General features: G+C 61.3%; 22 protein-coding genes and 4 tRNA genes. 1 reads left to right on the forward strand and 25 read right to left on the reverse strand.

Going from position 1 to position 20,398, the window contains the following annotated elements; all coding sequences use genetic code 11:
- Positions 1–19: 19 nt before the first annotated feature.
- The 23 genes from ABX74_RS22645 to ABX74_RS22755 form a co-directional block, all read right to left on the reverse strand.
- Positions 20–1,267, reverse strand: a complete 1,248-nt coding sequence (locus ABX74_RS22645) for an MCE family protein (protein ID WP_019744308.1) — start codon at positions 1,265–1,267, stop codon at positions 20–22.
- The gene (locus tag ABX74_RS22650) at positions 1,264–2,541 is read right to left on the reverse strand and encodes an MCE family protein (RefSeq protein ID WP_020906821.1); all 1,278 of its coding nucleotides are present in this window, start codon (positions 2,539–2,541) and stop codon (positions 1,264–1,266) included. The genes ABX74_RS22645 and ABX74_RS22650 overlap by 4 nt, the downstream gene beginning before the upstream one ends.
- Entirely contained in the window at positions 2,538–3,791 is a 1,254-nt protein-coding gene (locus ABX74_RS22655) for an MCE family protein (protein ID WP_003941941.1), read from the reverse strand. The genes ABX74_RS22650 and ABX74_RS22655 overlap by 4 nt, the downstream gene beginning before the upstream one ends.
- Entirely contained in the window at positions 3,791–4,786 is a 996-nt protein-coding gene (locus tag ABX74_RS22660) for an MCE family protein (RefSeq protein WP_003942053.1), read from the reverse strand. Before ABX74_RS22660 ends, ABX74_RS22655 begins: the two co-directional genes overlap by 1 nt.
- On the reverse strand, positions 4,783–5,862 hold the full coding sequence (locus tag ABX74_RS22665; protein WP_019744310.1) for an MCE family protein: 1,080 nt from the start codon (positions 5,860–5,862) through the stop codon (positions 4,783–4,785). Before ABX74_RS22665 ends, ABX74_RS22660 begins: the two co-directional genes overlap by 4 nt.
- Complete coding sequence (locus ABX74_RS22670) at positions 5,859–7,220, reverse strand: MCE family protein (RefSeq protein WP_019744311.1); 1,362 nt, start codon at positions 7,218–7,220, stop codon at positions 5,859–5,861. Before ABX74_RS22670 ends, ABX74_RS22665 begins: the two co-directional genes overlap by 4 nt.
- Positions 7,217–8,077 (reverse strand): MlaE family ABC transporter permease, encoded by an 861-nt coding sequence (locus tag ABX74_RS22675; protein ID WP_047268907.1) that lies wholly within the window; start codon positions 8,075–8,077, stop codon positions 7,217–7,219. The genes ABX74_RS22670 and ABX74_RS22675 overlap by 4 nt, the downstream gene beginning before the upstream one ends.
- 5 nt (positions 8,078–8,082) lie before the next feature.
- Positions 8,083–8,877 (reverse strand): MlaE family ABC transporter permease, encoded by a 795-nt coding sequence (locus ABX74_RS22680; protein ID WP_003942038.1) that lies wholly within the window; start codon positions 8,875–8,877, stop codon positions 8,083–8,085.
- A gap of 9 nt (positions 8,878–8,886) precedes the next feature.
- Entirely contained in the window at positions 8,887–10,008 is a 1,122-nt protein-coding gene (locus ABX74_RS22685) for an ABC transporter ATP-binding protein (protein WP_024487305.1), read from the reverse strand.
- A 259-nt stretch (positions 10,009–10,267) separates the two neighbouring features.
- Positions 10,268–10,654 (reverse strand): 50S ribosomal protein L7/L12, encoded by a 387-nt coding sequence (gene rplL, locus ABX74_RS22690; RefSeq protein WP_003941857.1) that lies wholly within the window; start codon positions 10,652–10,654, stop codon positions 10,268–10,270.
- Positions 10,655–10,732: 78 nt separating this feature from the next.
- Positions 10,733–11,317 (reverse strand): 50S ribosomal protein L10, encoded by a 585-nt coding sequence (gene rplJ, locus ABX74_RS22695; RefSeq protein WP_003942074.1) that lies wholly within the window; start codon positions 11,315–11,317, stop codon positions 10,733–10,735.
- Between the two features lie 418 nt (positions 11,318–11,735).
- Positions 11,736–12,428, reverse strand: a complete 693-nt coding sequence (locus ABX74_RS22700) for a hypothetical protein (protein WP_042951226.1) — start codon at positions 12,426–12,428, stop codon at positions 11,736–11,738.
- 169 nt (positions 12,429–12,597) lie between these two features.
- Positions 12,598–13,317 (reverse strand): 50S ribosomal protein L1, encoded by a 720-nt coding sequence (gene rplA, locus ABX74_RS22705; protein ID WP_003941982.1) that lies wholly within the window; start codon positions 13,315–13,317, stop codon positions 12,598–12,600.
- A gap of 109 nt (positions 13,318–13,426) precedes the next feature.
- A complete protein-coding gene (rplK, locus tag ABX74_RS22710) occupies positions 13,427–13,861 on the reverse strand; it encodes a 50S ribosomal protein L11 (protein ID WP_003941896.1) in 435 nt (144 codons plus the stop codon).
- Between the two features lie 66 nt (positions 13,862–13,927).
- Positions 13,928–14,764 (reverse strand): transcription termination/antitermination protein NusG, encoded by an 837-nt coding sequence (gene nusG, locus ABX74_RS22715; protein ID WP_003942049.1) that lies wholly within the window; start codon positions 14,762–14,764, stop codon positions 13,928–13,930.
- Positions 14,765–14,848: 84 nt separating this feature from the next.
- On the reverse strand, positions 14,849–15,352 hold the full coding sequence (secE, locus tag ABX74_RS22720) for a preprotein translocase subunit SecE (RefSeq protein WP_020968963.1): 504 nt from the start codon (positions 15,350–15,352) through the stop codon (positions 14,849–14,851).
- A 31-nt stretch (positions 15,353–15,383) separates the two neighbouring features.
- Positions 15,384–15,456 (reverse strand) — tRNA-Trp (locus tag ABX74_RS22725).
- A 173-nt stretch (positions 15,457–15,629) separates the two neighbouring features.
- Positions 15,630–16,055: a (3R)-hydroxyacyl-ACP dehydratase subunit HadB gene (gene hadB, locus ABX74_RS22730; RefSeq protein WP_003941909.1), complete on the reverse strand. Its 426-nt coding sequence runs from the start codon at positions 16,053–16,055 to the stop codon at positions 15,630–15,632.
- The gene (gene hadA, locus ABX74_RS22735) at positions 16,042–16,596 is read right to left on the reverse strand and encodes a (3R)-hydroxyacyl-ACP dehydratase subunit HadA (protein WP_047889749.1); all 555 of its coding nucleotides are present in this window, start codon (positions 16,594–16,596) and stop codon (positions 16,042–16,044) included. Before hadA ends, hadB begins: the two co-directional genes overlap by 14 nt.
- 86 nt (positions 16,597–16,682) lie before the next feature.
- Positions 16,683–16,850, reverse strand: coding sequence for a 50S ribosomal protein L33 (gene rpmG / locus ABX74_RS22740; RefSeq protein WP_003941903.1), 168 nt, complete (start codon positions 16,848–16,850; stop codon positions 16,683–16,685).
- Between the two features lie 61 nt (positions 16,851–16,911).
- Positions 16,912–16,984, reverse strand: a tRNA-Met gene (locus tag ABX74_RS22745).
- Between the two features lie 45 nt (positions 16,985–17,029).
- A tRNA-Thr gene (locus ABX74_RS22750) sits at positions 17,030–17,102 on the reverse strand.
- 312 nt (positions 17,103–17,414) lie between these two features.
- A tRNA-Tyr gene (locus ABX74_RS22755) sits at positions 17,415–17,497 on the reverse strand.
- A 224-nt stretch (positions 17,498–17,721) separates the two neighbouring features.
- Here ABX74_RS22755 and ABX74_RS22760 point away from each other — a divergent pair.
- Positions 17,722–18,213 (forward strand): YajQ family cyclic di-GMP-binding protein, encoded by a 492-nt coding sequence (locus tag ABX74_RS22760; protein WP_003941854.1) that lies wholly within the window; start codon positions 17,722–17,724, stop codon positions 18,211–18,213.
- Between the two features lie 70 nt (positions 18,214–18,283).
- On the opposite strand, the gene htpX is transcribed toward ABX74_RS22760, so the two are convergent.
- Positions 18,284–19,147: a zinc metalloprotease HtpX gene (gene htpX, locus ABX74_RS22765; protein WP_029254860.1), complete on the reverse strand. Its 864-nt coding sequence runs from the start codon at positions 19,145–19,147 to the stop codon at positions 18,284–18,286.
- 133 nt (positions 19,148–19,280) lie between these two features.
- A complete protein-coding gene (locus tag ABX74_RS22770) occupies positions 19,281–20,330 on the reverse strand; it encodes a polyprenyl synthetase family protein (protein ID WP_020906817.1) in 1,050 nt (349 codons plus the stop codon).
- Between the last annotated feature and the right edge of the window lie 68 nt (positions 20,331–20,398).

The raw sequence follows: 20,398 nt of genomic DNA on the forward strand, positions 1-20,398 counted from the left end.
CGACCACATTCGGATCGGTCTACTTCGGTGTCACTCCGAGCAACGGCGCCAACTGCGTCGCGATCGGGTTGAGGTTCAACTTGTCCGGATCGACCTTCGGCTTGAAGTCCCAAGGCTGGATCGTGTCGGGATCGGCGTACACCACGCGGTTGGCACTGCGGACGCCCGTCTCGCTGCCCAGCGGCGTCTCACACGACGCGGCGGTGTTGAGCGGGAAGTCCTGCTGGGTGTCGTCGAAATTGGGATTCTGACGCTTCATCTCGTCCAGGATCGCCATGGTGCCTTCGTAACCCACCGTGCACGAGAGCGGATTGTTGGTCTCGAGCACCAAGCCCTGATGGACCGTTCCGTCGCCGGGAGCAACCGTCGGTGCGGCAGCGGCCAGGCCGGGAAGGAAGATCAGGAACGGCTGCAGCGCGATCGTTCGGGGTGCAAGCGTCTTGGTGGTCGCGGCAAGATTGGTCAGGTCAGTCGTCAGGCTCGGGCCCGCCTCGTTGATGAGGGCACCGATCTGATCGCTGGCCGGGATGCCGTTGTCGATCAAGCGACGGATGTCCGGATCGCTGGTCCGCAACTGCGCCGTGACAGCATCGAGATCGGTACTGAACTGCTTGATCGCGGAGGACTGATCCGACTGCGTCGTCAGTACCGTCTCACTGTTCCGAATCAGCGCGAGCGTCTGAGGCAGAGTGTCGAGCCCGGACTGCGACAGACCGGACAGCGAATCGGCCAGGACCTGAATGTCCTCGCCCTTGCCGTTGAATGCGGCACCGAGTTCGACGGCGACGGTGTGGAGCGCGTCGACCGGCACGGACTTGACCAAGCCGTTGGCGCTGGTCAGCACATCCTCGATCGGGATCGGAGTTGTGGTGTCCCCCACCGCGATCACCGAGCCGTCCGCGAGGAACGGTCCCTGATCGGTATCGGGCTGAAGGTCGACGTACTGCTCACCGATGGCGGAGCGGTTGGCCACGACTGCACGGGCCGACGCGGGAATCTCCGGAGCACTGTTGTCGATCTTCAGGTCGACCTGAATTCCGTCCTCGGTCAACGACATGTCGCCCACTCGACCGACCGGCACACCGCGATACGTCACCTCGGCGTTGGTGAAAATTCCACCGGACGTGGCCAATTCGGTCTTGACCGTGTACTGACCGAACCCCATGAGGTTGTCCAGACGCACGTACTTGGCGCCGACGTAGATGAGACCCAGAAGCGCGACCACCACGAAGCCGACGAGCTGCCATCTGACCAGAGCTGATCTCACTGTCCATCACCACCGATTCCGAACTGTTCCAGCATTCCCTGGATGGGGTTGAGTGGGTCCGCTGCCGGAGCCGGTGTTGCCGGGTCACCGGCGGTGGTGGCGGGTAGACCGGCGACGACGGGGATCTGCGGCAGGATCGGAGCGATCGGCAGCAGCGACACCGTCGGCCAACCCGGCCGCGGTCCGTTTCCGTTGTAGTACGGGTTGGACGGATCGACTACCGGCTTGGGATTGCCAAACTTCGGCTGACGGTATTCCGGTTCACCCTGTCCGACACCGAGACCCGAGAGAGTGTTGCCGATCTGCAAGTCGACGCTCAGGAAGAGGTTCACGGAACCACCCTGCGCAATCTTCTCGACACCGTCCGGGAACGGGAACGTCGGAAGGAAAGGAAGTGCCCCGACGAAGTCGTCACCGGAGTCTGCGAGCGCCTGCAGCGTTGGACGCAGAGCCTGAAGATCAGCGATCAGATCGTCCTTGGACTGCGTGAGGACGTCGGTTCCCACTGTTCCGAGTCGATCCACCTGAGCAAGCATCTGCGTCAGCTGCGGGCGCTGCTCGTTGAGAACCTGTGTCGCAACGGGGAGTTCCTCGAGAATCTTCCCGATCTTCTCGTTCTGATCGTTGACGCGGGTCGAGAGCACATCCAGGCCGTCGAGCGCGCGGGTGATGTCGTCACGCTGTTCGTTGAGTCCACCGATGAGTGTGTTCGCCTGCTCCAGAAGACTTCTCGTCTTGCCCTCGCGACCGTCGAATGCGGCCCCGAGTTCTTCGACGATGGGTTGCAACTGGCCCACACCGCCGCCGTTGAGCAGCAGCGACAATGCGCCGAGAACCTGCTCGATCTCCGTGGCGTGGCGAGTGCGATCGAGCGGAATCAGGTCTCCGTCGGCCAGCTTCGCAGAGTCCGGTCCGGACGGCGGGGCCGACAACTGGATGAACTTCTCGCCGAGCAGGTTGGTCTGCTCGACCGCGGCAATTGCGTTGGCGGGTAGATCAACCGACGAGTCGAGGATGATTCCGACGTCCGCGGTCCATCCGTCCGGTCCGACCGACACGTCGTCGACTCGACCGACCGGAACACCGTCGACCTTCACAGCGGACTGCGGAACAAGGTCCAAGACATCGTCGAACTGAATGGTCAAGTGCATCGGATCAGAACCCACATCGGGACCGCCGGGAAGCGGAACCGCGTAGATTCCCTCGGACGAGCAGGCTGTTGCCGAGATCAGGACGGCGCACAAGCCGGCGCCGACTATCAATGAACGCTTCACTCGCCCTCCCCGTTTCCACTGGTCAGTCGCGGTGACACGACGCCGGGCACAGTGCCCGGAACTACCTGCATCTGTCGTTCGGAACCGGCAAGGATGCCGAAGGGAAGGTTCAGGCCTGCAGCCTGATTGGCTGCGTCGGTCATCGCCGCGACGTTTGCGCACTGGTCGATAGCCGGTTGCATCTGCCTTCCCAATGCCTCGAACCGAGGATCACCGGGCAACAGCTTGCCGAGGTCCATCAACTTGCAGAGCACGCCGGCCGGGTTCTGAAGATCAGGGAACGCCAGACGTGAAGCCAGCACACCTGATTCGGCGTCGTACGAGTTGACCAGGTTGGAGATCGCCAACGGAAGCATGGTGAGCGTGTTGGCCAGGGCTTCCTTGTTGTTCGCCAATGTCTGTGTCGGTTCGACGAGACCCTCGGTTGTCTGGACCAGTTGATCACGGTTGTCTGCCACGAACTTCGCGACGTCGCCGAGAGCAATCGAGAGCTGGTTCAGAGCGGCACCGAGATCGTCGCGCTCACCTGCCAAGAATCCGGTCAGGTCCGACAACTGAGTGTTGAACTGGCGCACCTGCTGATCGTTGGCCGCGAGAGCGCCCACGAAAGTATCCAGGTTCTTGATGGTGAGCGAGATGTTGTCACGCGAATCGTTGAGCGTCCGTGCGGCATCCGAGAGGTTGGTGATGCTGTCTCCCAACGCTTCACCGTTGCCCTCGAGGTTGGCCGCACCTGTCTCGACGAAATCGGACAGTGCTCCGTTCTTGTTGGCACCTTCAGGACCGAGCGCCGACGCGAGTTCGTCGATGCTGGAGTACAACTGGTCGACCTCGACGGGCGTCGCCGTCTTCTCGATCGGAATGACTGCACCGCTGGCCATCTTGTCGCCGCCGGTGAAGACCGGTGTCAGCTGGATGTAGCGGTCGGCAACCACCGAAGGCGTGATCTGAGCGGCACTGGCGCCGGCGGGGATGTCGATCCCACGATCGACGCGCAACTCGACCTTGACCTGATCTCCCTGAGGTTCGACGGATTCGACGGTGCCGACCTTGACACCGAGAACACGAACGTCGGAACCGTCGTAGATGCCCACCGACTTGTCGAAGTAGGCGGTGATCTTGGTGGTACCGGCGCGAGTGAACACCCACCACAGCGCGCCACCGATTACGAGTAACCCGATCAGAACAGCGGCGATGATCGCGACCGAGCGCTTCTTGGAGCCGCTTCCGGCTTCGGCAGTATCAGCCATCAGTTGCCTCCCAACGTACGAACGGGGTCACGGTAGCCCGGTATATCCGGCAGACCCGGCGGAAGGAGGTTCACGACGACCTGGTCGAACCAACGGCCGTTGCCGACCACGTTGGCGTACAAGCGAATGAAGGGTTCGTAGAGCTTCAGTGCCTTGTCCAAGTTCTCGTTGTTGGCCTTCAAGATGTCGATGACGCCGTTGAGCTGCGTCAGCGCCGGCCCGATTGCCGCCTCGTTGTCACGAACGAGACCGGTGAGCTGCTGAGAGACGCGCTGAGTTCCGGTGAGCAGCTGCGAAATCGCTTGCTGGCGATTGTTGAGTTCCTGCACCAGAAGTCCGCCGTCACGGATCAGCTGGGTGAATTCCTTGTTGCGATCCGCAAGAATCTGCGACGTCTTCCCGGTGGCGGCGAAGAGCTTCTGCAGGTCCTGATCGCGGCTCGCGATCGTCTGCGACAGCCGGCTGACACCGTCGAGCGAAGCGCGGACGTCGCCAGGTGTCTCGGAGAATGCCTGGGACAACGTCTCCATGCTCTTCGCCAACTGGTCGGTGTCGATGTCGCCGACGGTGTCCGCCGCTGCCGAGAAGGCCTGAACGACGTCGTACGGAGAGGTGGTGCGCTCGAGCGGAATCCGGTCCTTGGGATCGAGGTTGTCGGTTCCGCGCGGATCGAGTGCGAGGTACTTCTGTCCCAGAATCGTCTTGATCTGAATGGACGCAGAGGTTTGATCTCCCACCCACGCGTCACTGACCTTGAAGTCGACGAGAACACGGTCACCGTCGAGATCGACGGAAGTGACCTTGCCGACCTTCACGCCGGCGATACGAACCTCGTTGCCAGGCTTGAGACCCGCAGCTTCGGAGAACTCGGCGGAGTAGGACGAGCCTGCTCCCACGAACGGAAGCGAATCGAGGAAGAACGCGGACAAAGTGGCCAACAGCACCACGAAGATACCGATGGCTCCGGCCATTGCCGGACTGCGACGTTTACTCATCGACCTTGCAACTCCCTCATACCGTCTTGAGTGCATCGCGTGGCCGCGTTGGTGTAAATCGGCTGATTGACCGTCGGCAGGCCGGTGGGCAGATTCAGCGAGGCAGACTGTCCTGGACCGGCAACGATGTCGATTCCGCACAGGTAGAACTGGAACCAGGAACCGTAACTGGCTACGCGAGCGAGCTTGTCGAGCTTGACCGGCAAGGTCTCGAGCACCGCGTTCACGTCGTCACTACGACGGTTGAGTGTGGTCGCCAGCGTGTTGAGCGCCGTGATCGAGCCCTGAATCGACGGCCGCGTCGGCTCGAGCAGATCTGCCGTGGCATCGGTCAACCCGGCGAGTGAGGTGACGGCCGAACCGACGACACCGCGCTCGTTGGCCAACCCGGTGACGAGTTGCTGGGTGTTGACGATCAGCGAATCGAGGTTCTTGTCGTTCGCGTTGACGGTGTCGAGAACGTCGTTGAGGTTCTTGATCACCGCCCCGATGACGGCGTCCTTGTCCGCGACGGTGTTGGTCAAACTCGCTGTGTTGCGGACGAGTTCGCTGATGGTGCCGGACTCCCCCTGGAAGACCTGGATGATCTGGTAGGACAGCTTGTTGACGTCGTCAGCGCTCAGGGTGGTGAAGAGCGGCTTGAATCCGTTGAACAGCGTCGTGAGATTGACTGCCGGGCGAGTCTGCGCCAACGGCAGGGTATCGCCGCCGGTGATCTTCTGTCCCTGGCTGCCTTCACCTTGCGAGAGCGAAATGTATCGCTGCCCGACCAGGTTGCGGAACCGGATCGTGGCGATGGAACTGGCAGGCAACCAATCACGGTCGGACACCGAGAACTGCACCTCGGCCTGGTTGTCGTTGACGATCGCGATCTTCTCGACCTGTCCGACACGAACACCGGCGATGCGCACCTCGTCACCCTCGTTCAGCGAAGTGACGTCGGAGAAGACGGCGTTGAACTTGGTGCCTCCGCCGCCGCCGAGGTTGGCGATGCTGGCGGCCAGCAATCCTGTTGCCAGGACGGTGACCACCACGAAGATGATGAGCTTTGTCAGTGGAGCTGCGAGTCCTCTCATTGGACGCTCACCTCCGCACCGGAAAATGCCGGAGCACTGACCATCGTGGTCCACGCCGGAACATCGTCCGGCGCAACACCGTTGGCCTGTCCGTAGATCACCTTCAACGTATCCTCTTCGAGTTTCGAGCCCGCGTAGCCGGCCTGCTGAGCAGGGCCGCTGTTGTTGGTCGAGAACAACTGAGGTCCTGAGCCCTCGGGTGCAGGCAGGAATTCCATGGTGGCGGGACCGGGATTGCGGGAAGGAACCTGGTAGGAACCGTCACCGTACGAACCACCGGGGTACTGCGGGAACGGACGACCTGGCTCGGTGACGTTGTCGTAGCAAACCGGGCCGCGGTTGTCGACGAGCCGTGGCTCGTCCTGGTTGGGCAGGTAGCGACCCTTGGGGTTCACGATCTGAATACTCGCACGCACACCAGGATTGGGCGCGTCGGTGGACAGGATCTTGGCAGCTTCCGGGGCGGTGTCCGAGAAGCCCTTGAACGTGCACCCGAACGTCGGTGAGTACTGAGCCAGAAGCTGGAGAGCTTCCTTCGAATCCGCAGCGAGCGTGATGATCGAGGACGAGTTCGCTTCGAGGAAGGCTGCGGTGTCCGACGATGTCACGGTGAGCGACGCCAGCAGAGTCCGCAACTGGTCCTGCTTCTGAACCACCGTGTTACCCGTGGTCCGCAGATTGTCGAGAGCGTTGATCAGATCGGGCGCAGCGTCCGAGTACGTCTGGGAGAAGTCCGCGAACTTGCGCAGATCCTCTTGCACCGCGGGCAGCTCGGTGTTGACGCCGCGGAAGATCTCCTCGAGACGATCGACCGTCAGACCGAGCTCAGCGCCGCGTCCCGTCAGACCCTGCGCGAGAGAACCGAGAGTGTTCGCCAGATCCTGCGGCGGAATCGCCTGCAGAAGTGGGAGCAGTCCGTCCAGAACGTCGCCGACCTCGACAGCGTTTCCGCTCTTGTCCTGCTGGATCACCGTTCCCGCGGAAATCGGCGCAGCGGTGGTTCCCTCCGGAATGATCAGGGAGACGTATCGCTCACCGAAAAGCGTCTTCGGGAGCAGACGTGCCGTCACGTTCGACGGAATCAGATCAGCCTTGTCCGGTTCGATCGCGAGGACCGAGGTGACCTGGCCGTCTTTTGTCGACGCGGATCGCACCTCGCCGACCAGCAGACCACGAACCTTGACGTCCGCGTTGGGTGGCAATGCATTTCCGACGGTGTCGGTGACGAGGTCGATCTTCACGACGTCCTTGAACGTCTTGTTGAAGGTTCCGATGGTGAAGGCCAGGAACAGTGCCAACACCACGAAGAACACGAGTCCGAGCACACGGCGGCGCAGGACTGACGGAGCCTCGATCATCCGGCCACCCTCACTGTCGTCGTGGTGCCCCAGATTGCGAGGCTGAGGAAGAAGTCGAGAACGGCGATCGTGACGATTGCGGCGCGAACAGCGCGGCCGACGGCCACGCCGACGCCTGCGGGACCACCCGAGGCATGGAACCCGTAGTAGCAGTGGATCAGAATCAGCACGAAGGCGAAGACCAGGACTTTCGCAAACGAATACAGCACGTCCTGCGGTGGCAGGAACAGATTGAAGTAGTGGTCGTACGAGCCCGTCGACTGCCCGTTGAACACGGTACTGATCACTCGCGACGCGAGGTACGCCGCAAGCAGACCCACGATGTACAGCGGGATGACGGCGACGAAGCCGGCGATCATGCGGGTCGTGACCAGGAACGGCACTGATGGAACTGCCATGACCTCCAGTGCGTCGATCTCTTCGGAGATTCGCATGGCACCGAGTTGAGCGGTGAAACCACAACCCACCGTCGCCGAGAGCGCAAGAGCCGCAACGATCGGAGCGATCTCACGGGTGTTGACGTATGCGGACAGGAAGCCGGTCAGGACCGAGCTACCCAACTGCTCCAGAGCGGCGAAGCCCTGCAGACCGACGACGACACCGGTGAATCCCGACATCATCGCGATGACACCGATCGTTCCGCCGATGACTGCGAGCGCACCGCTACCGAAGGTCACTTCGGCGAGCAGCCGAAGCGTCTCCTTCCGGTACCGATGCAGGGTGCGCGGGGTCCATGCGATGGCGCGCGCGTAGAACGACATCTGCTCGCCCGCGCGGTCCAACGCGTTCACTGGAATTCTGGCAATTTTGCGGCTCTTCAGCAGGAACTGATCGCCGCGGCCTCGTGCGATGGTCATTTAGGTCAAGATCCCTTCGCCGGCACGATCTGGAGGTACACCATCGTCAGAATCAGATTGGCGAAGAACAACAGCAGGAACGTGATGACGACGGCCTGGTTCACCGCCTCACCGACGCCCTTCGGGCCACCGGATGGGTGGAGTCCCTTGTACGCGGAGATCACACCGGCGATGACACCGAACACCGCGGCTTTGATCTCACCGCTCCAAATGTCCGGTAGCTGCGCAAAAGCTGAGAACGACGAGATGTAGGCACCGGGGTTACCGCCCTGCAGGATCACGTTGAAGAAGTAACCACCCGCGATACCGACTACGGACACCAGTCCGTTGAGCAGCACAGCGATCAGCACCATCGCGAGTACACGCGGAACCACCAGGCGCTGAATCGGATTGATTCCGAGGACTTCCATCGCGTCGATCTCTTCGCGAATGGTTCGTGAACCGAGGTCGGCCGTCACGGCCGATCCGGCCGCACCGGCGACCAACAATGCTGTCACCAGAGGGCTACCCTGCTGGATCACCGCCAGGACGCTGGCAGCGCCGGTGAACGATTCTGCACCCAACTGCTTGATCAGCGAACCGGTCTGCAGTGAGACGACGGCGCCGAAAGGAATGGCTACCAATGCCGTCGGCAAAATTGTCACGCTGGCGATGAACCAGGCCTGCTCGATGAACTCACGGAACTGAAATGGACGCCGGAACGTATTCCTGACGACGTCGACAAACAGTTCGACGATGTTTCCGGCCTGAGTTAATGCTCCGTTGACCGGACTCAGAACCGAGTTGCGGGTAACCCCCATCCGATATGCCTACCCTTGCCCGTGTGTCGTGTTTCCGTAGGGATCGCCCTCGTATGCAGGAATGACCTGCGTGTCTTGCGAGTTGTCGTTCCACTCCCCCTGATAGCCGCTCGCGTCGGCGTACTGGGGAGCGTACTGCCCAGTTCCGTCAACCTCGTCGAGGCTGTCCTGAATTGCCGCCTGAGCGTTAGCTGGGAGGGTGTGCATGATCTGGCGGACGCGCTCCTGGCGACGACGAACAGCCTGACGCTCCGGGTTTCCGGGGGTGGCCTTCATCTGCGGCACGATGCCCTCGACGTCGTCGACACCACCGGCGTGGTGACCGGCGTCGACGAGCGCCTGCTCGTGCGCCATCTGAGCCTCGTCCTTTTCCTCCGACATACCGATCGGACCGATCATCGTTCCGTTGAGGAACTGCTTGACGACGGGCTCGTCAGAGGTGAGCAGCACCTCACGAGGACCGAACATCACCAACTGACGACGGAAGAGCATGCCGATGTTGTCCGGCACCGTGCGTGCGAGATTGATGTTGTGCGAGACGATCAGAATCGTCGCGTCCGACTGGGCGTTGATGTCGATCAGCGTCTGGCTGATGTACGTCGTACGCACCGGATCCAGACCGGAGTCAGGCTCGTCGACGAGGATGATCTCGGGATCGAGAACGAGTGCACGCGCAAGACCGGCACGCTTGCGCATACCGCCGGAGATCTCACCGGGAAGCTTGTCCTCGGCGCCGACCAGACCCGTGAGATCGAGCTTCTCCATCACGATCTTGCGGATATCGGATTCCGACTTCTTGGTGTGCTCACGAAGCGGGAATGCGATGTTGTCGTACAAGTTCATCGAGCCGAACAGTGCGCCGTCCTGGAACAGAACGCCGAACAGCTTGCGGATCTCGTAGAGCTCCTTGGAGGAGCACTGCAGGATGTCCGTGCCGTCGATGACAATGGAGCCTTGTTCAGGGCGGAGCAGTCCGATCAGGGACTTCAGGAACACCGACTTACCGGTACCCGAAGGCCCGAGCAGTGCGCTGACCTCACCCGCGGGAAGTGTCAACGACACGTCCTGCCAAATCCTCTGCGACCCGAAAGACTTTGTCAGTCCTTGTACCGCTACCTCGACTCCCACCATTACCTCCGCGACGTCCGTTGCATGCATGCACCCGTGTGGGTTGGGTCACTCTATCGCATGGGAGTGGTACCCGTGACTGCGAATACTACTAACGAGTAGGGAAGAAGCATAATTCAGGTCACAGCCTAGTTCGGGCACCCCTCCCACCTGCATGGATTCCGACATATCACCCGTGAAAAAAGTTCAAAAAAAGAGGGCCACTCCCCGTGGGGAGTGGCCCTCTTCGTTACTACTCGCGAAGAGCAGCGGGAAAACCGTCTTACTTGATGACGATCTTTGCGCCGGCAGCTTCGAGCTTTTCCTTGGCAGCCTCTGCGGCGTCCTTGGCAACCTTCTCGAGGATGGCCTTCGGAGCGCTCTCGACGAGGTCCTTGGCTTCCTTCAGGCCGAGGCCGGAAACGACCTCACGGACGACCTTGATGACCTGGATCTTCTTGTCGCCAGCCGACTCGAGGACGACGTCGAACTCGTCCTGCTCTTCAGCAGCTTCTGCGCCGGCAGCCGGTGCGCCTGCAGCGGCGACGGCGACGGGAGCAGCAGCGGTGACCTCGAAGGTCTCCTCGAATGCCTTAACGAACTCCGAGAGCTCGAGGAGGGTGAGCTCCTTGAACTGGTCCAACAACTCTTCGGTGCTGAGCTTCGCCATTGTGGCGGTCCTTCCTGTAAGTCCCATGTCGCTGATCCGCGACCGGGCGGGGTTATAGCAGTGATGCGCGGGTGCGGATCAGCTTTCGGCTTCGGCCTCGGCCGGAGCCTCGGTGGCAGCCTCTGCGGGGGCCTCTGCGGCTCCGCCTTCTGCGGCCTTCTTCTCCTGCAGGGCAGCGGCCAAACGGGCCATCTGCGAAGCGGGAGCATTGAACAGGCCTGCGGCCTTTGCCAAGTTGCCCTTCATCGCGCCGGCAAGCTTTGCCAACAGGATTTCGCGGGATTCGAGATCCGCGATCTTGTTGACCTCTTCCACGGACAGCGCAGCGCCGTCCATGTAGCCGCCCTTGATGATGAGCGCCTTGTTGTCCTTAGCGAAGTTCTTCAGAGCCTTCGCAGCGTCGACCGGTTCGCCCTTGATGAATGCAATGGCGGTCGGACCAACGAACAGGTCATCAAGGCCCTCGATGCCAGCCTCTGCGGCGGCACGCTTGACCAGGGTGTTCTTGGCGACGGAGTAGGTGGCACCTTCTCCGAGAGCGCGTCGCAGTGTCGTGATGTTGCCAACCGAAAGGCCACGGTATTCCGTGACCACAGCGGCGGTCGAACCCTTGAACTGCTCGGTGATTTCCGCAACTGCGGAAACCTTCTCAGGCTTTGCCATACTTCGCCTCCTCTCGTGACAGTCGTTGTCCCACTCAGGAACCGCTGCACCTCATCGGGTGAACCCGAGAAGACACAGTCCGCGACATGCAAAACGCCCCGGCGCAAGCGCACGGGGCGTACAGAGGAAACATGAAGAAGAGGCTTACGAATCAGCGTAACGATGCAACGCAAAGCAGTGCATAACCAGGCAAACTGTAGAACCACTACATCAAGCTATCCCCCTACCTCGTTCACCTACGTGGGCCGCCGGGCACTCCCGGACTTTCAACCACACTCATTACTGAGTGCAATCACCAACGGTCTTGGGTAGAACATGATTTTGGGGTGAAGTTCATATCCAGCACTGAACTCCGCGTCGAAGACTACCTGACTACTCGCTGCATAACCAAATCGGCCTCGTCACGCAGCTGGTTTCTTCAAGCACCGATGGCCCTGGCGATCTTGTGTTCGATCTCTGCCCGAGCTCGGTCCGGCAGCACCAGCAGCCCGTCGAGTTCCTTGTGAGCCTTCCGATACGCACTCTGACGTTCCTGTGGCGTCGCGCCATCGTCCATGGCCAGGCGCAGCAGACGTTGCGCCCTTACCAGGCGCTCTTGTTCGTCGAGGGTGAATCCGCTCCGTCGGCGACGCTTCGCCTCCGCTTCCGCGATCTCGAAGGCGATCGAGTAAGTGTGCACCGCCTCGCGGTACTCGGTTTGCGCCTGCTGGTTACCGATCATCGTCTCCGGATTGCCTGGACGGAGCAGATCGGCACGATATTTGGCTCGATGAAAATCGGCCGTCAAAGGCTCACGCATGTCCGTCATCATCGGAGTGTCGAGCAGTGTGACCGGATCGAGCTCGTACGAGAACCATCGGGCGTCGACCGCATCGTGCTGCTCGATGGCCTTGGCCAGCTCTCGGCGTTGTGTTTCTTCGTCGGCGTGATGTTGTGCGTTGGCCTGCGCGATGGCGACCTTGGTCTCCTGCTTGAGCCGGAAGCGCTCTTGCCGGCGCTCGATCCGCCTTTCGTTGGCAACCGCGACACCTTTCAGCGCCCCACCGATGGTGCCGCCGAAAACGAAGATCAGCCACCAAAAGTTTCCGAGGAACTGGAACGCTTCGTGCATACCCCGATGATGCCACCGTTAGATCGATACCACCGTTGGACCGATACCACCGTTGGACCGATACCACCGTTGGACCGATACCACCGGCAGGGATCACCCTCTCCCGAAACAGACAAGAAGGCCGGCAGGGAGTGATCCCTGCCGGCCTTCTTGTTCGTATGCGGACTGCTTACGCGTCTGCAGCATCCTCGAGGAGGTTGCGAGTACGGTTCGGATCCACCGGGATGCCCGGACCGGTGGTGGTCGAGACCGTGATCTTCTTCACGTAGCGACCCTTGGCCGACGAGGGCTTCGCACGCAGGATCTCGTCCAGGGCTGCGCCGTAGTTCTCCACCAGCTTCTCATCGTCGAACGATGCCTTGCCGATGACGAAGTGCAGGTTGGCCTGCTTGTCGACGCGGAAGTTGATCTTTCCGCCCTTGATGTCGTTGACAGCCTTGGTGACATCCGCCGTGACGGTGCCCGTCTTCGGGTTCGGCATCAGGCCACGCGGTCCGAGGACACGGGCGATGCGGCCGACCTTGGCCATCTGATCAGGAGTCGCGATTGCGGCGTCGAAATCGACCCATCCACCCTGGATGCGCTCGATCAGGTCTTCTGCACCGACTACGTCAGCGCCTGCAGCCTCGGCTTCTGCTGCCTTCTCGCCAACAGCGAACACGATGACGCGAGCGGTCTTACCGGTGCCGTGGGGCAGGTTGACCGTTCCGCGGACCATCTGGTCAGCCTTACGGGGGTCGACGCCCAGACGAACTGCAACCTCAACGGTTGCATCCATCTTGGTGGACGACGTCTCCTTGGCGAGCTTTGCAGCCTGAAGCGGGCTGTAGAGCTTGTCTGCGTCGATCTTCTCAGCGGCGGCGAGGTACGCCTTGCTGCGCTTTGCCATTTGTTCTGTCCTTACTTATCACTGCAGCGAATTACCTGTGCAGTGGTGAATGGTTCAGTTGTGGTCGGGGCCTGGCCGGCCCTCCCACGTAGTGCTGTGGAGCGGACTATTAGCCCTGGACCGTGATGCCCATGGAACGAGCGGTGCCGGCGATGATCTTCGCGGCCTGCTCGATGTCATTGGCATTGAGGTCTTCAGCCTTGGTCTTCGCGATTTCGCGCACCTGATCCATGGTCACCGAGGCAACCTTGGTCTTGTGCGGTTCGCCGGAGCCCTTGGCGACGCCGGCTGCCTTGAGGAGCAGCTTGGCGGCGGGAGGGGTCTTCAGCTTGAAATCGAAGGTCCGGTCTTCGTAGACCGAGATCTCGACCGGCACAACGTTGCCGCGCTGGGACTCAGTCGCCGCGTTGTAGGCCTTGCAGAACTCCATGATGTTCACGCCGTGCTGACCGAGCGCGGGACCCACGGGAGGTGCAGGGTTAGCCTGACCTGCCTGGATCTGCAGCTTGATGAGCCCGGCGAGCTTCTTCTTCTTTGGGGGCATCTCTAGTTCCTAGTTTCTAGCTTGGGTGTGTGTCTTGCGTCGAACAAATTGCAAGTTTTGGGGTGGTCAGATCTTCGCGACCTGGTTGAAGTTGAGCTCAACCGGGGTTTCACGACCGAAGATCGACACGAGAACCTTGAGCTTCTGCTGCTCGCCGTTGACCTCGCTGATGCTGGCCGGAAGGGTTGCGAACGGGCCGTCCATGACGGTGACCGACTCGCCGACCTCGAAGTCGACCTCGATGAGGGGCTTGCCGAAGGACTCGGACGGTGCCTCGCCTGCTGCGACGGCGGCCGCTGCAGCCTGCTGCTTCTTCTGCTCCTGCTGCGGGAGCAGGAACTTGACGACCTCGTTGAGGGTCAGCGGCGAGGGACGCGACGTGGCACCGACAAAACCGGTGACGCCAGGCGTGTTGCGCACTGCGCCCCACGACTCGTCGTTGAGCTCCATGCGAACGAGGATGTATCCGGGCAGAACCTTGCGATTGACCTGCTTGCGCTGGCCGTTCTTGATCTCGGTGACCTCTTCGGTGGGAACTTCCACCTGGAAGATGTAGTCACCGACGTCGAGGTTCTGAACGCGAGTCTCAAGGTTGGTCTTGACCTTGTTCTCGTAACCGGCGTACGAGTGGATGACGTACCAGTCACCCGGGGCGCGACGCAGCGCAGCCTTGAGTTCGGCAACGGGATCCTCGACCTCGAGCTCGGCGGCGGGAGCGGCCTCGTCGGAGTTCTCGGCATCGTCGGAGATGACGTCCTCGGTCGCTGCAGCGTCTGCATCAGTGCCTTCGGCAACGTCTGCATCGGTGCCTTCGGCAACCACGACGTCTACTTCGGCTGCCGCCTCGGCAGAAACACGCTCTTCGGCCAAAGCCTCATTCGTGTCGTTCTCGGGGGTGCTCACTGGGGCACTCGCTTCCTCTCGTTACTCGGACCCGGGTCGGGTCTTGTCGCGCTCGCAGGCAAAGACGCCCGACTGCTACGGCGATCAGCCGAACAGCCAGGTGACACCCTTGATCACAGCGATATCGACGCCGCTGATGAAAGCGACCATGAAGACCACGAACGTCAGCACGACGCTGGTGTAGGTGATCATCTGCTTGCGGTTCGGCCAGATGACCTTACGGAGTTCTGCGATGACCTCGCGGAAGAATTTGCGCAGGCGCTTGAAGATGTTGTCCTTCTTCGCCTTGGGCTTCTTGCCGGGGTTCGTTGCAGTCGGCTTGGCCGAAGATGTCCGGGATGCCGTCCGGGCCGGAGTCTTCACGGTGGACGCGCTGACCGAGGCGCCGCGTGCAGCGCGCTTGCCGGTCGGCTTGTTGGAAACCCCACTGGATGCGGAGGGAGCCTTCTCGGCACCGTCCTTGTCCAACGACAGATCGGAACGCGTAGTCGCGTCAGCTGCAGTGTCGTCGACACCGGTCGAATCGGCAGACGTTGAAGTCTCCGCATCCGAAGTGTCGGCGTCGCGCTTGGCGCGCTCCTCGCTCACGTCGTTCCTCTCAGTCGCTGGCATCCGGGGGCAGGGGCGACAGGACTTGAACCTGCAACCTGCGGTTTTGGAGACCGCTGCTCTGCCAGTTGAGCTACGCCCCTTTGGTTGACATCGACAGGTGGACCCTGCCTGAATCAACCGTTCTGCGATCACACAACATACGCGCTACCCGAGGTGAATGTCTTGCAACATTCAGGGCAGCGCGCAGCGCTGAGGAATCCCAGAAATCTCAGTGTACTTCAAAGCCCCGGAACAAACACAATCCGCCCTGCGATCAGGCTAGACGGACCGTGGCGGTGGCACGACCGAAGATCTTCTTACCTTCGGACTTGGCCACGATTGCCAGTACTGCGGTCTTGCTTTCTTCGTCGATCGACTTCACCTTGGCGGTGAACTCGATCTCGGCAGCCTTGTCGGCTGCCACGATCACCGGGCTCGTGAACCGTACGTTGTACTCGGTCACTGCACCCGGATCCCCCAGCCATTCGGTGACGTAGCCGGCACCGATGCCCATGGAGAGCATGCCGTGCGCGACGACGTCCGGCAAGCCGGCAAGTCGTGCGACCTCGTCACTGAAGTGAATCGGATTGGGATCTCCCGAAACACCCGCGTAGTTGGCGAGGTTTCCACGCGTCAGGGTGACGGACTTCTCGGGGAGAAGTTCGCCGACACTCACGTCGGAAAATTTACGAAGCGACATGCATCATCACGTCCTTGACTGCGTGGGCGATGTTCTCGTCCACTTCCCCACCCGTTCGAGCAACAAGCGTTGTCCACGTGGTGACAACTGCTTCGTCGTTCTGATCGGTGATGATGTTCTTGGTCACGATGATGTCGCTACCTGCGGCCTGCCTGAACGAATCCAGGAAAACATCGCAGAAGAGTCGGTCACCGACCTGCATGGGCTTGTGCAGCACCAGTCGCTGATCGGTCTGAAGAATCTGACTCAAGTCGTAGCCGGTGACGATCTCTTCGAACAGACGTCGCTGAGCAATGGCACCCACGATGGCGACGAACGTAATGGGAGCAATCAGGCCGTCGTATCCGAGGCCTTTGGCTGCCGATTCGTCGTAGTGCGCAGGATGCGCGTCCTGGACGGCGCGAGCGAACTCGCGCACCTTCTCGCGTTCGACCTCGTAGAAGTCTTCGACACGATAGTGGTGACCGACCATCTGGACGGCATGAGCGGCCGGGTCCGTAGGGACCTCGGCCGCTGCCTGGTTCTCTTGCAAATCTGTCACGCGGTGAGACTCTCTTCTAGCTAGGACCCGAAGACGCAGGCCCAGAGAGGGTCTTCCGCGAAAATCGTCGTCCTGTTAAGGACTTACTACTTCGACTCGCGATGCGACTGGTGGGTTCCGCAGTTGGGGCAGAACTTCTTGAGCTCCAGGCGATCGGGGTCGTTGCGCCGATTCTTCTTGGTGATGTAGTTGCGGTGCTTGCATACCTCGCAGGCCAAGGTGATCTTGGGCCGAACGTCGGTCGAGGAGGCCACGGGATGCCTTCTTTCGGGTGTATCTGATTACGAGCAATCAGGGTGGATCATGCATATTGTGTAGCGGTGACCGGACTTGAACCGGCGACGCAACGATTATGAGTCGTTTGCTCTACCAACTGAGCTACACCGCCTCGGTGTCGAGTGTCGCGCGGAAAGCACGGCACCACAATCCAGCGAGCCCCCTAACGGAATCGAACCGTTGACCTTTTCCTTACCATGGAAACGCTCTACCGACTGAGCTAAGGGGGCGTGGCTCAGGAGTGCGTTGCCGCTCTCTTGAAGCCTCCGAAAGATTACACACGAACGAGCGCCAGCACCAAATCCGCTGGTCATCGGGGCAAAAATGGTGCCGGAGCCCATTGTTGCACCGATCGGGGCCGCTGGCGAGGGCTTTGCGGGAACCAACTTGGCCCCGCACTCCCCCGAAGCCATCCCCAGAAGCACTCCCGAGGCCCCTGAGCCGCAGCCGACGCCGGCGTCACCAACGCGCACCCGACCTCGGAACAAGCACAAAAAAAGTCAGCCCCGACTCTCGTAAAGAGAATCGGGGCTGACTTGGTGTGGCAGATGTAGGATTCGAACCTACGTAGGCATAAGCCGACGGATTTACAGTCCGCTCCCATTGGCCGCTCGGGCAATCTGCCGTGCTTGCACCAGGCTTCGATCCGGCGCATTCGCAAGTATATCGCGACGTGCGGCGGCCGAAAACGGCTTCCTCGGTGCGGTGAGAAGAATACAACGAACACACCCCCATTTTGCAAACCGGGTGGTAACGGGCGGTGCCGACCCGATAACGTCGAGGTGTCCACCGGTATGGAAGGTGGGCAGAACTCGATGTTCGTGAACTACCGGAAAGCGGGAGTGTGAAGTGGCTGATTCGTCCTTCGACGTGGTGAGCAAGGTTGACCGTCAAGAGGTGGACAACGCCCTGCATCAGGCTGCCAAGGAGTTGACCACGCGTTTCGACTTCCGAAACACGGGAGCGTCGATCGAGTGGTCTGGTGAAGAGACGATCACGTTGAACGCCGACACCGAGGAGCGACTGCTTGCCGCCCTCGACGTGTTCAAGGAGAAGTTGATCCGTCGTGACATCTCGCTGAAGGCATTCGATGCCGGCGAGCCGGCGCAGTCCGGAAAGATCTACAAGCTGTCCGGAACCTTGGTCCAGGGCATCAGCAGCGAGAACGCGAAGAAGATCACCAAGAAGATTCGCGACGAGGGCCCCAAGGGCGTCAAGGCGCAGATCCAGGGTGAGGAACTTCGTGTGAGCAGCAAGAAGCGCGACGACCTCCAGGGCGTCATCTCCCTGCTCAAGGGTGAGGACTTCGGGATCGCCCTGCAGTTCGTGAACTACCGGTAGTAGGGGCTGCGCCCCTGTGCGCGGTTAAGGAGTCCTGGGACTACCTAACCGCGCACAGGGGCCGAAGGCCCTACATCCCGGCCATCTTCTCCAAACGCTCGATCCTGTCCGCCATGGGCGGATGCGTCGAGAACAGCTTGCTCACCTTGTCCCCCGCTCTGAAGGGGTTGGCAATCATCAGGTGGGACTGCGCCGCGAGCTTGGGCTCAGGCGGCAACGGCGCGGCTGCCACGCCCGACTCGAGCTTGCGCAGCGCCGACGCCAACGCCAATGGGTCACCGGTGAGCTCGGCTCCCGATTGATCAGCCTGATACTCGCGAGAGCGCGAAACGGCCAGCTTGACCACGGTTGCCGCGATCGGTCCCAGTAGGGAGACGAGCAGCAAGGCGATCGGATTACTTCCCTGCCCGTTCCCTCGGCCACCGAAGATGCTCGCGTACATCGCGAAGTTGGCCAGGCCAGAGATGACGCTGGCCATCGCGCCGGCCACGGACGAGATCAAAATGTCCCGGTTGTAGACGTGGGAGAGTTCGTGCCCGAGTACGGCGCGCAGCTCGCGTTCGTTCAGGATTTGCATGATGCCGCTGGTCACGCACACCGCGGCGTGACGAGGGCTACGACCGGTGGCAAACGCGTTCGGGGCGTTCGTGGGGCTGATGTACAGCCTGGGCATCGGTTGGTGCGCCGTCGTGGCGAGTTCGCGCACGATCCGGTAGATCGCCGGTGCCTCGACCTCGGTGATGGGCTGGGCGCGCATCGATCGAAGCGCCAGCTTGTCGCTGTTGAAGTACACGTAGGCATTCATGCCGACGGCAAACAGAACGGATCCCCACAGAAGGAACGGGCTGTTGAACAGCGAGCCGATGAAGACGATCAGCGCCGACATCCCCACCAACAACCCGAATGTCTTCGCACCGTTCGCGTAGCCGTGCAAACTGCTCACCTCTTGCCTCGCTGGAGCCGAAGGCTCACCCGAACTCCCGGCGTATGCACCGGTTGTGTTCAGTCAACGAAGGACAGGGTCATCAGGGTTCCCACCCAGTGTCGTCAGGGTTTCACCCCAGGTGTCAGCCGACTCGTTCGATCGTGTAGTCCACGAGACGCACGAGCGCTTCATTCGCCGGTCCCTGCGGGAGCTCGGCCAACTGGGCCTTTGCCGAGACTGCGTACTCGCCCAGCTTTGCCTTCGCCTTGACCATGCCCGGCGAACGCTCGAGCAGTTCGAGAGCTTCTTCTACCAAAGCGTCTTCGGTGACCGGGCCCGCGAGCAGCTCCCGCAGGCGATCTGCGTCGGCTCCTTCTTCGCGGAACGCGTACAGGACGGGCAGGGTGTGGACACCCTCGCGCAGGTCGGTGCCCGGAGTCTTTCCGGACTGCGCCGATACGGAGGAGATGTCGATGATGTCGTCGGAGATCTGGAACGCGGTGCCGACGGCGTCACCCAGGCGCTCGAGGCGCTCGATGTGAGCTGCGTCGGCGCCGGAGAAGGTGCCGCCGAATCGTCCGGATGCAGCGATGAGCGAACCGGTCTTCTCCCACACGACCTTGAGGTAATGCTCGACCGGATCCTGTTCCTTCTTGACGCCGATCGTCTCGCGCATCTGGCCGGTGACCAGCTCGGCGAAGGTTTCGGCGATGATCCGAACGGCTTCGGGTCCGAGCGTCGATACCAGGCGTGATGCGTGCGCGAACAGATAGTCGCCGGCCAGGATCGCCACGCTGTTTCCCCAGCGGGCGTTGGCGCTGGGTGCTCCGCGCCGCATGGAGGCCTCGTCCATGACGTCGTCGTGATAGAGCGTCGCCAGGTGAACGAGTTCGGTGACAGTCGCTGCGGTGATGATCGACGGATCGTTCGGCACCGGTCCGAGTTGCGCGGTCAGGATCGTGAACAACGGACGGAAGCGCTTTCCACCGGCTCGCGCGAGATGCAGCGCGGCCTCGGTGAGGAAGTCTTCGCCGTCGGACAGCTCGCTGACCAACAACTCCTCGACATCGGAGAGTCCACCACGCACTACTGCGGCGAGCTGTTCGTCGCCCAGGTCGATGCCTGCAACGACGGTGCTCGATGCGGTTGCGTCGGCAGCAGTCTTTTCGGTGCTCACGATGTCAGTACCCATTCCTGTCGTCAGTGACGGCTCGGTTCCCACGGTAGTGAACCTAGCGGTTCGCACTCGGGACGGCCTCG

It is taken from the genome of Rhodococcus sp. ARP2 (assembly GCF_001029585.1).
Lineage (GTDB): Bacteria > Actinomycetota > Actinomycetes > Mycobacteriales > Mycobacteriaceae > Rhodococcus_F > Rhodococcus_F erythropolis.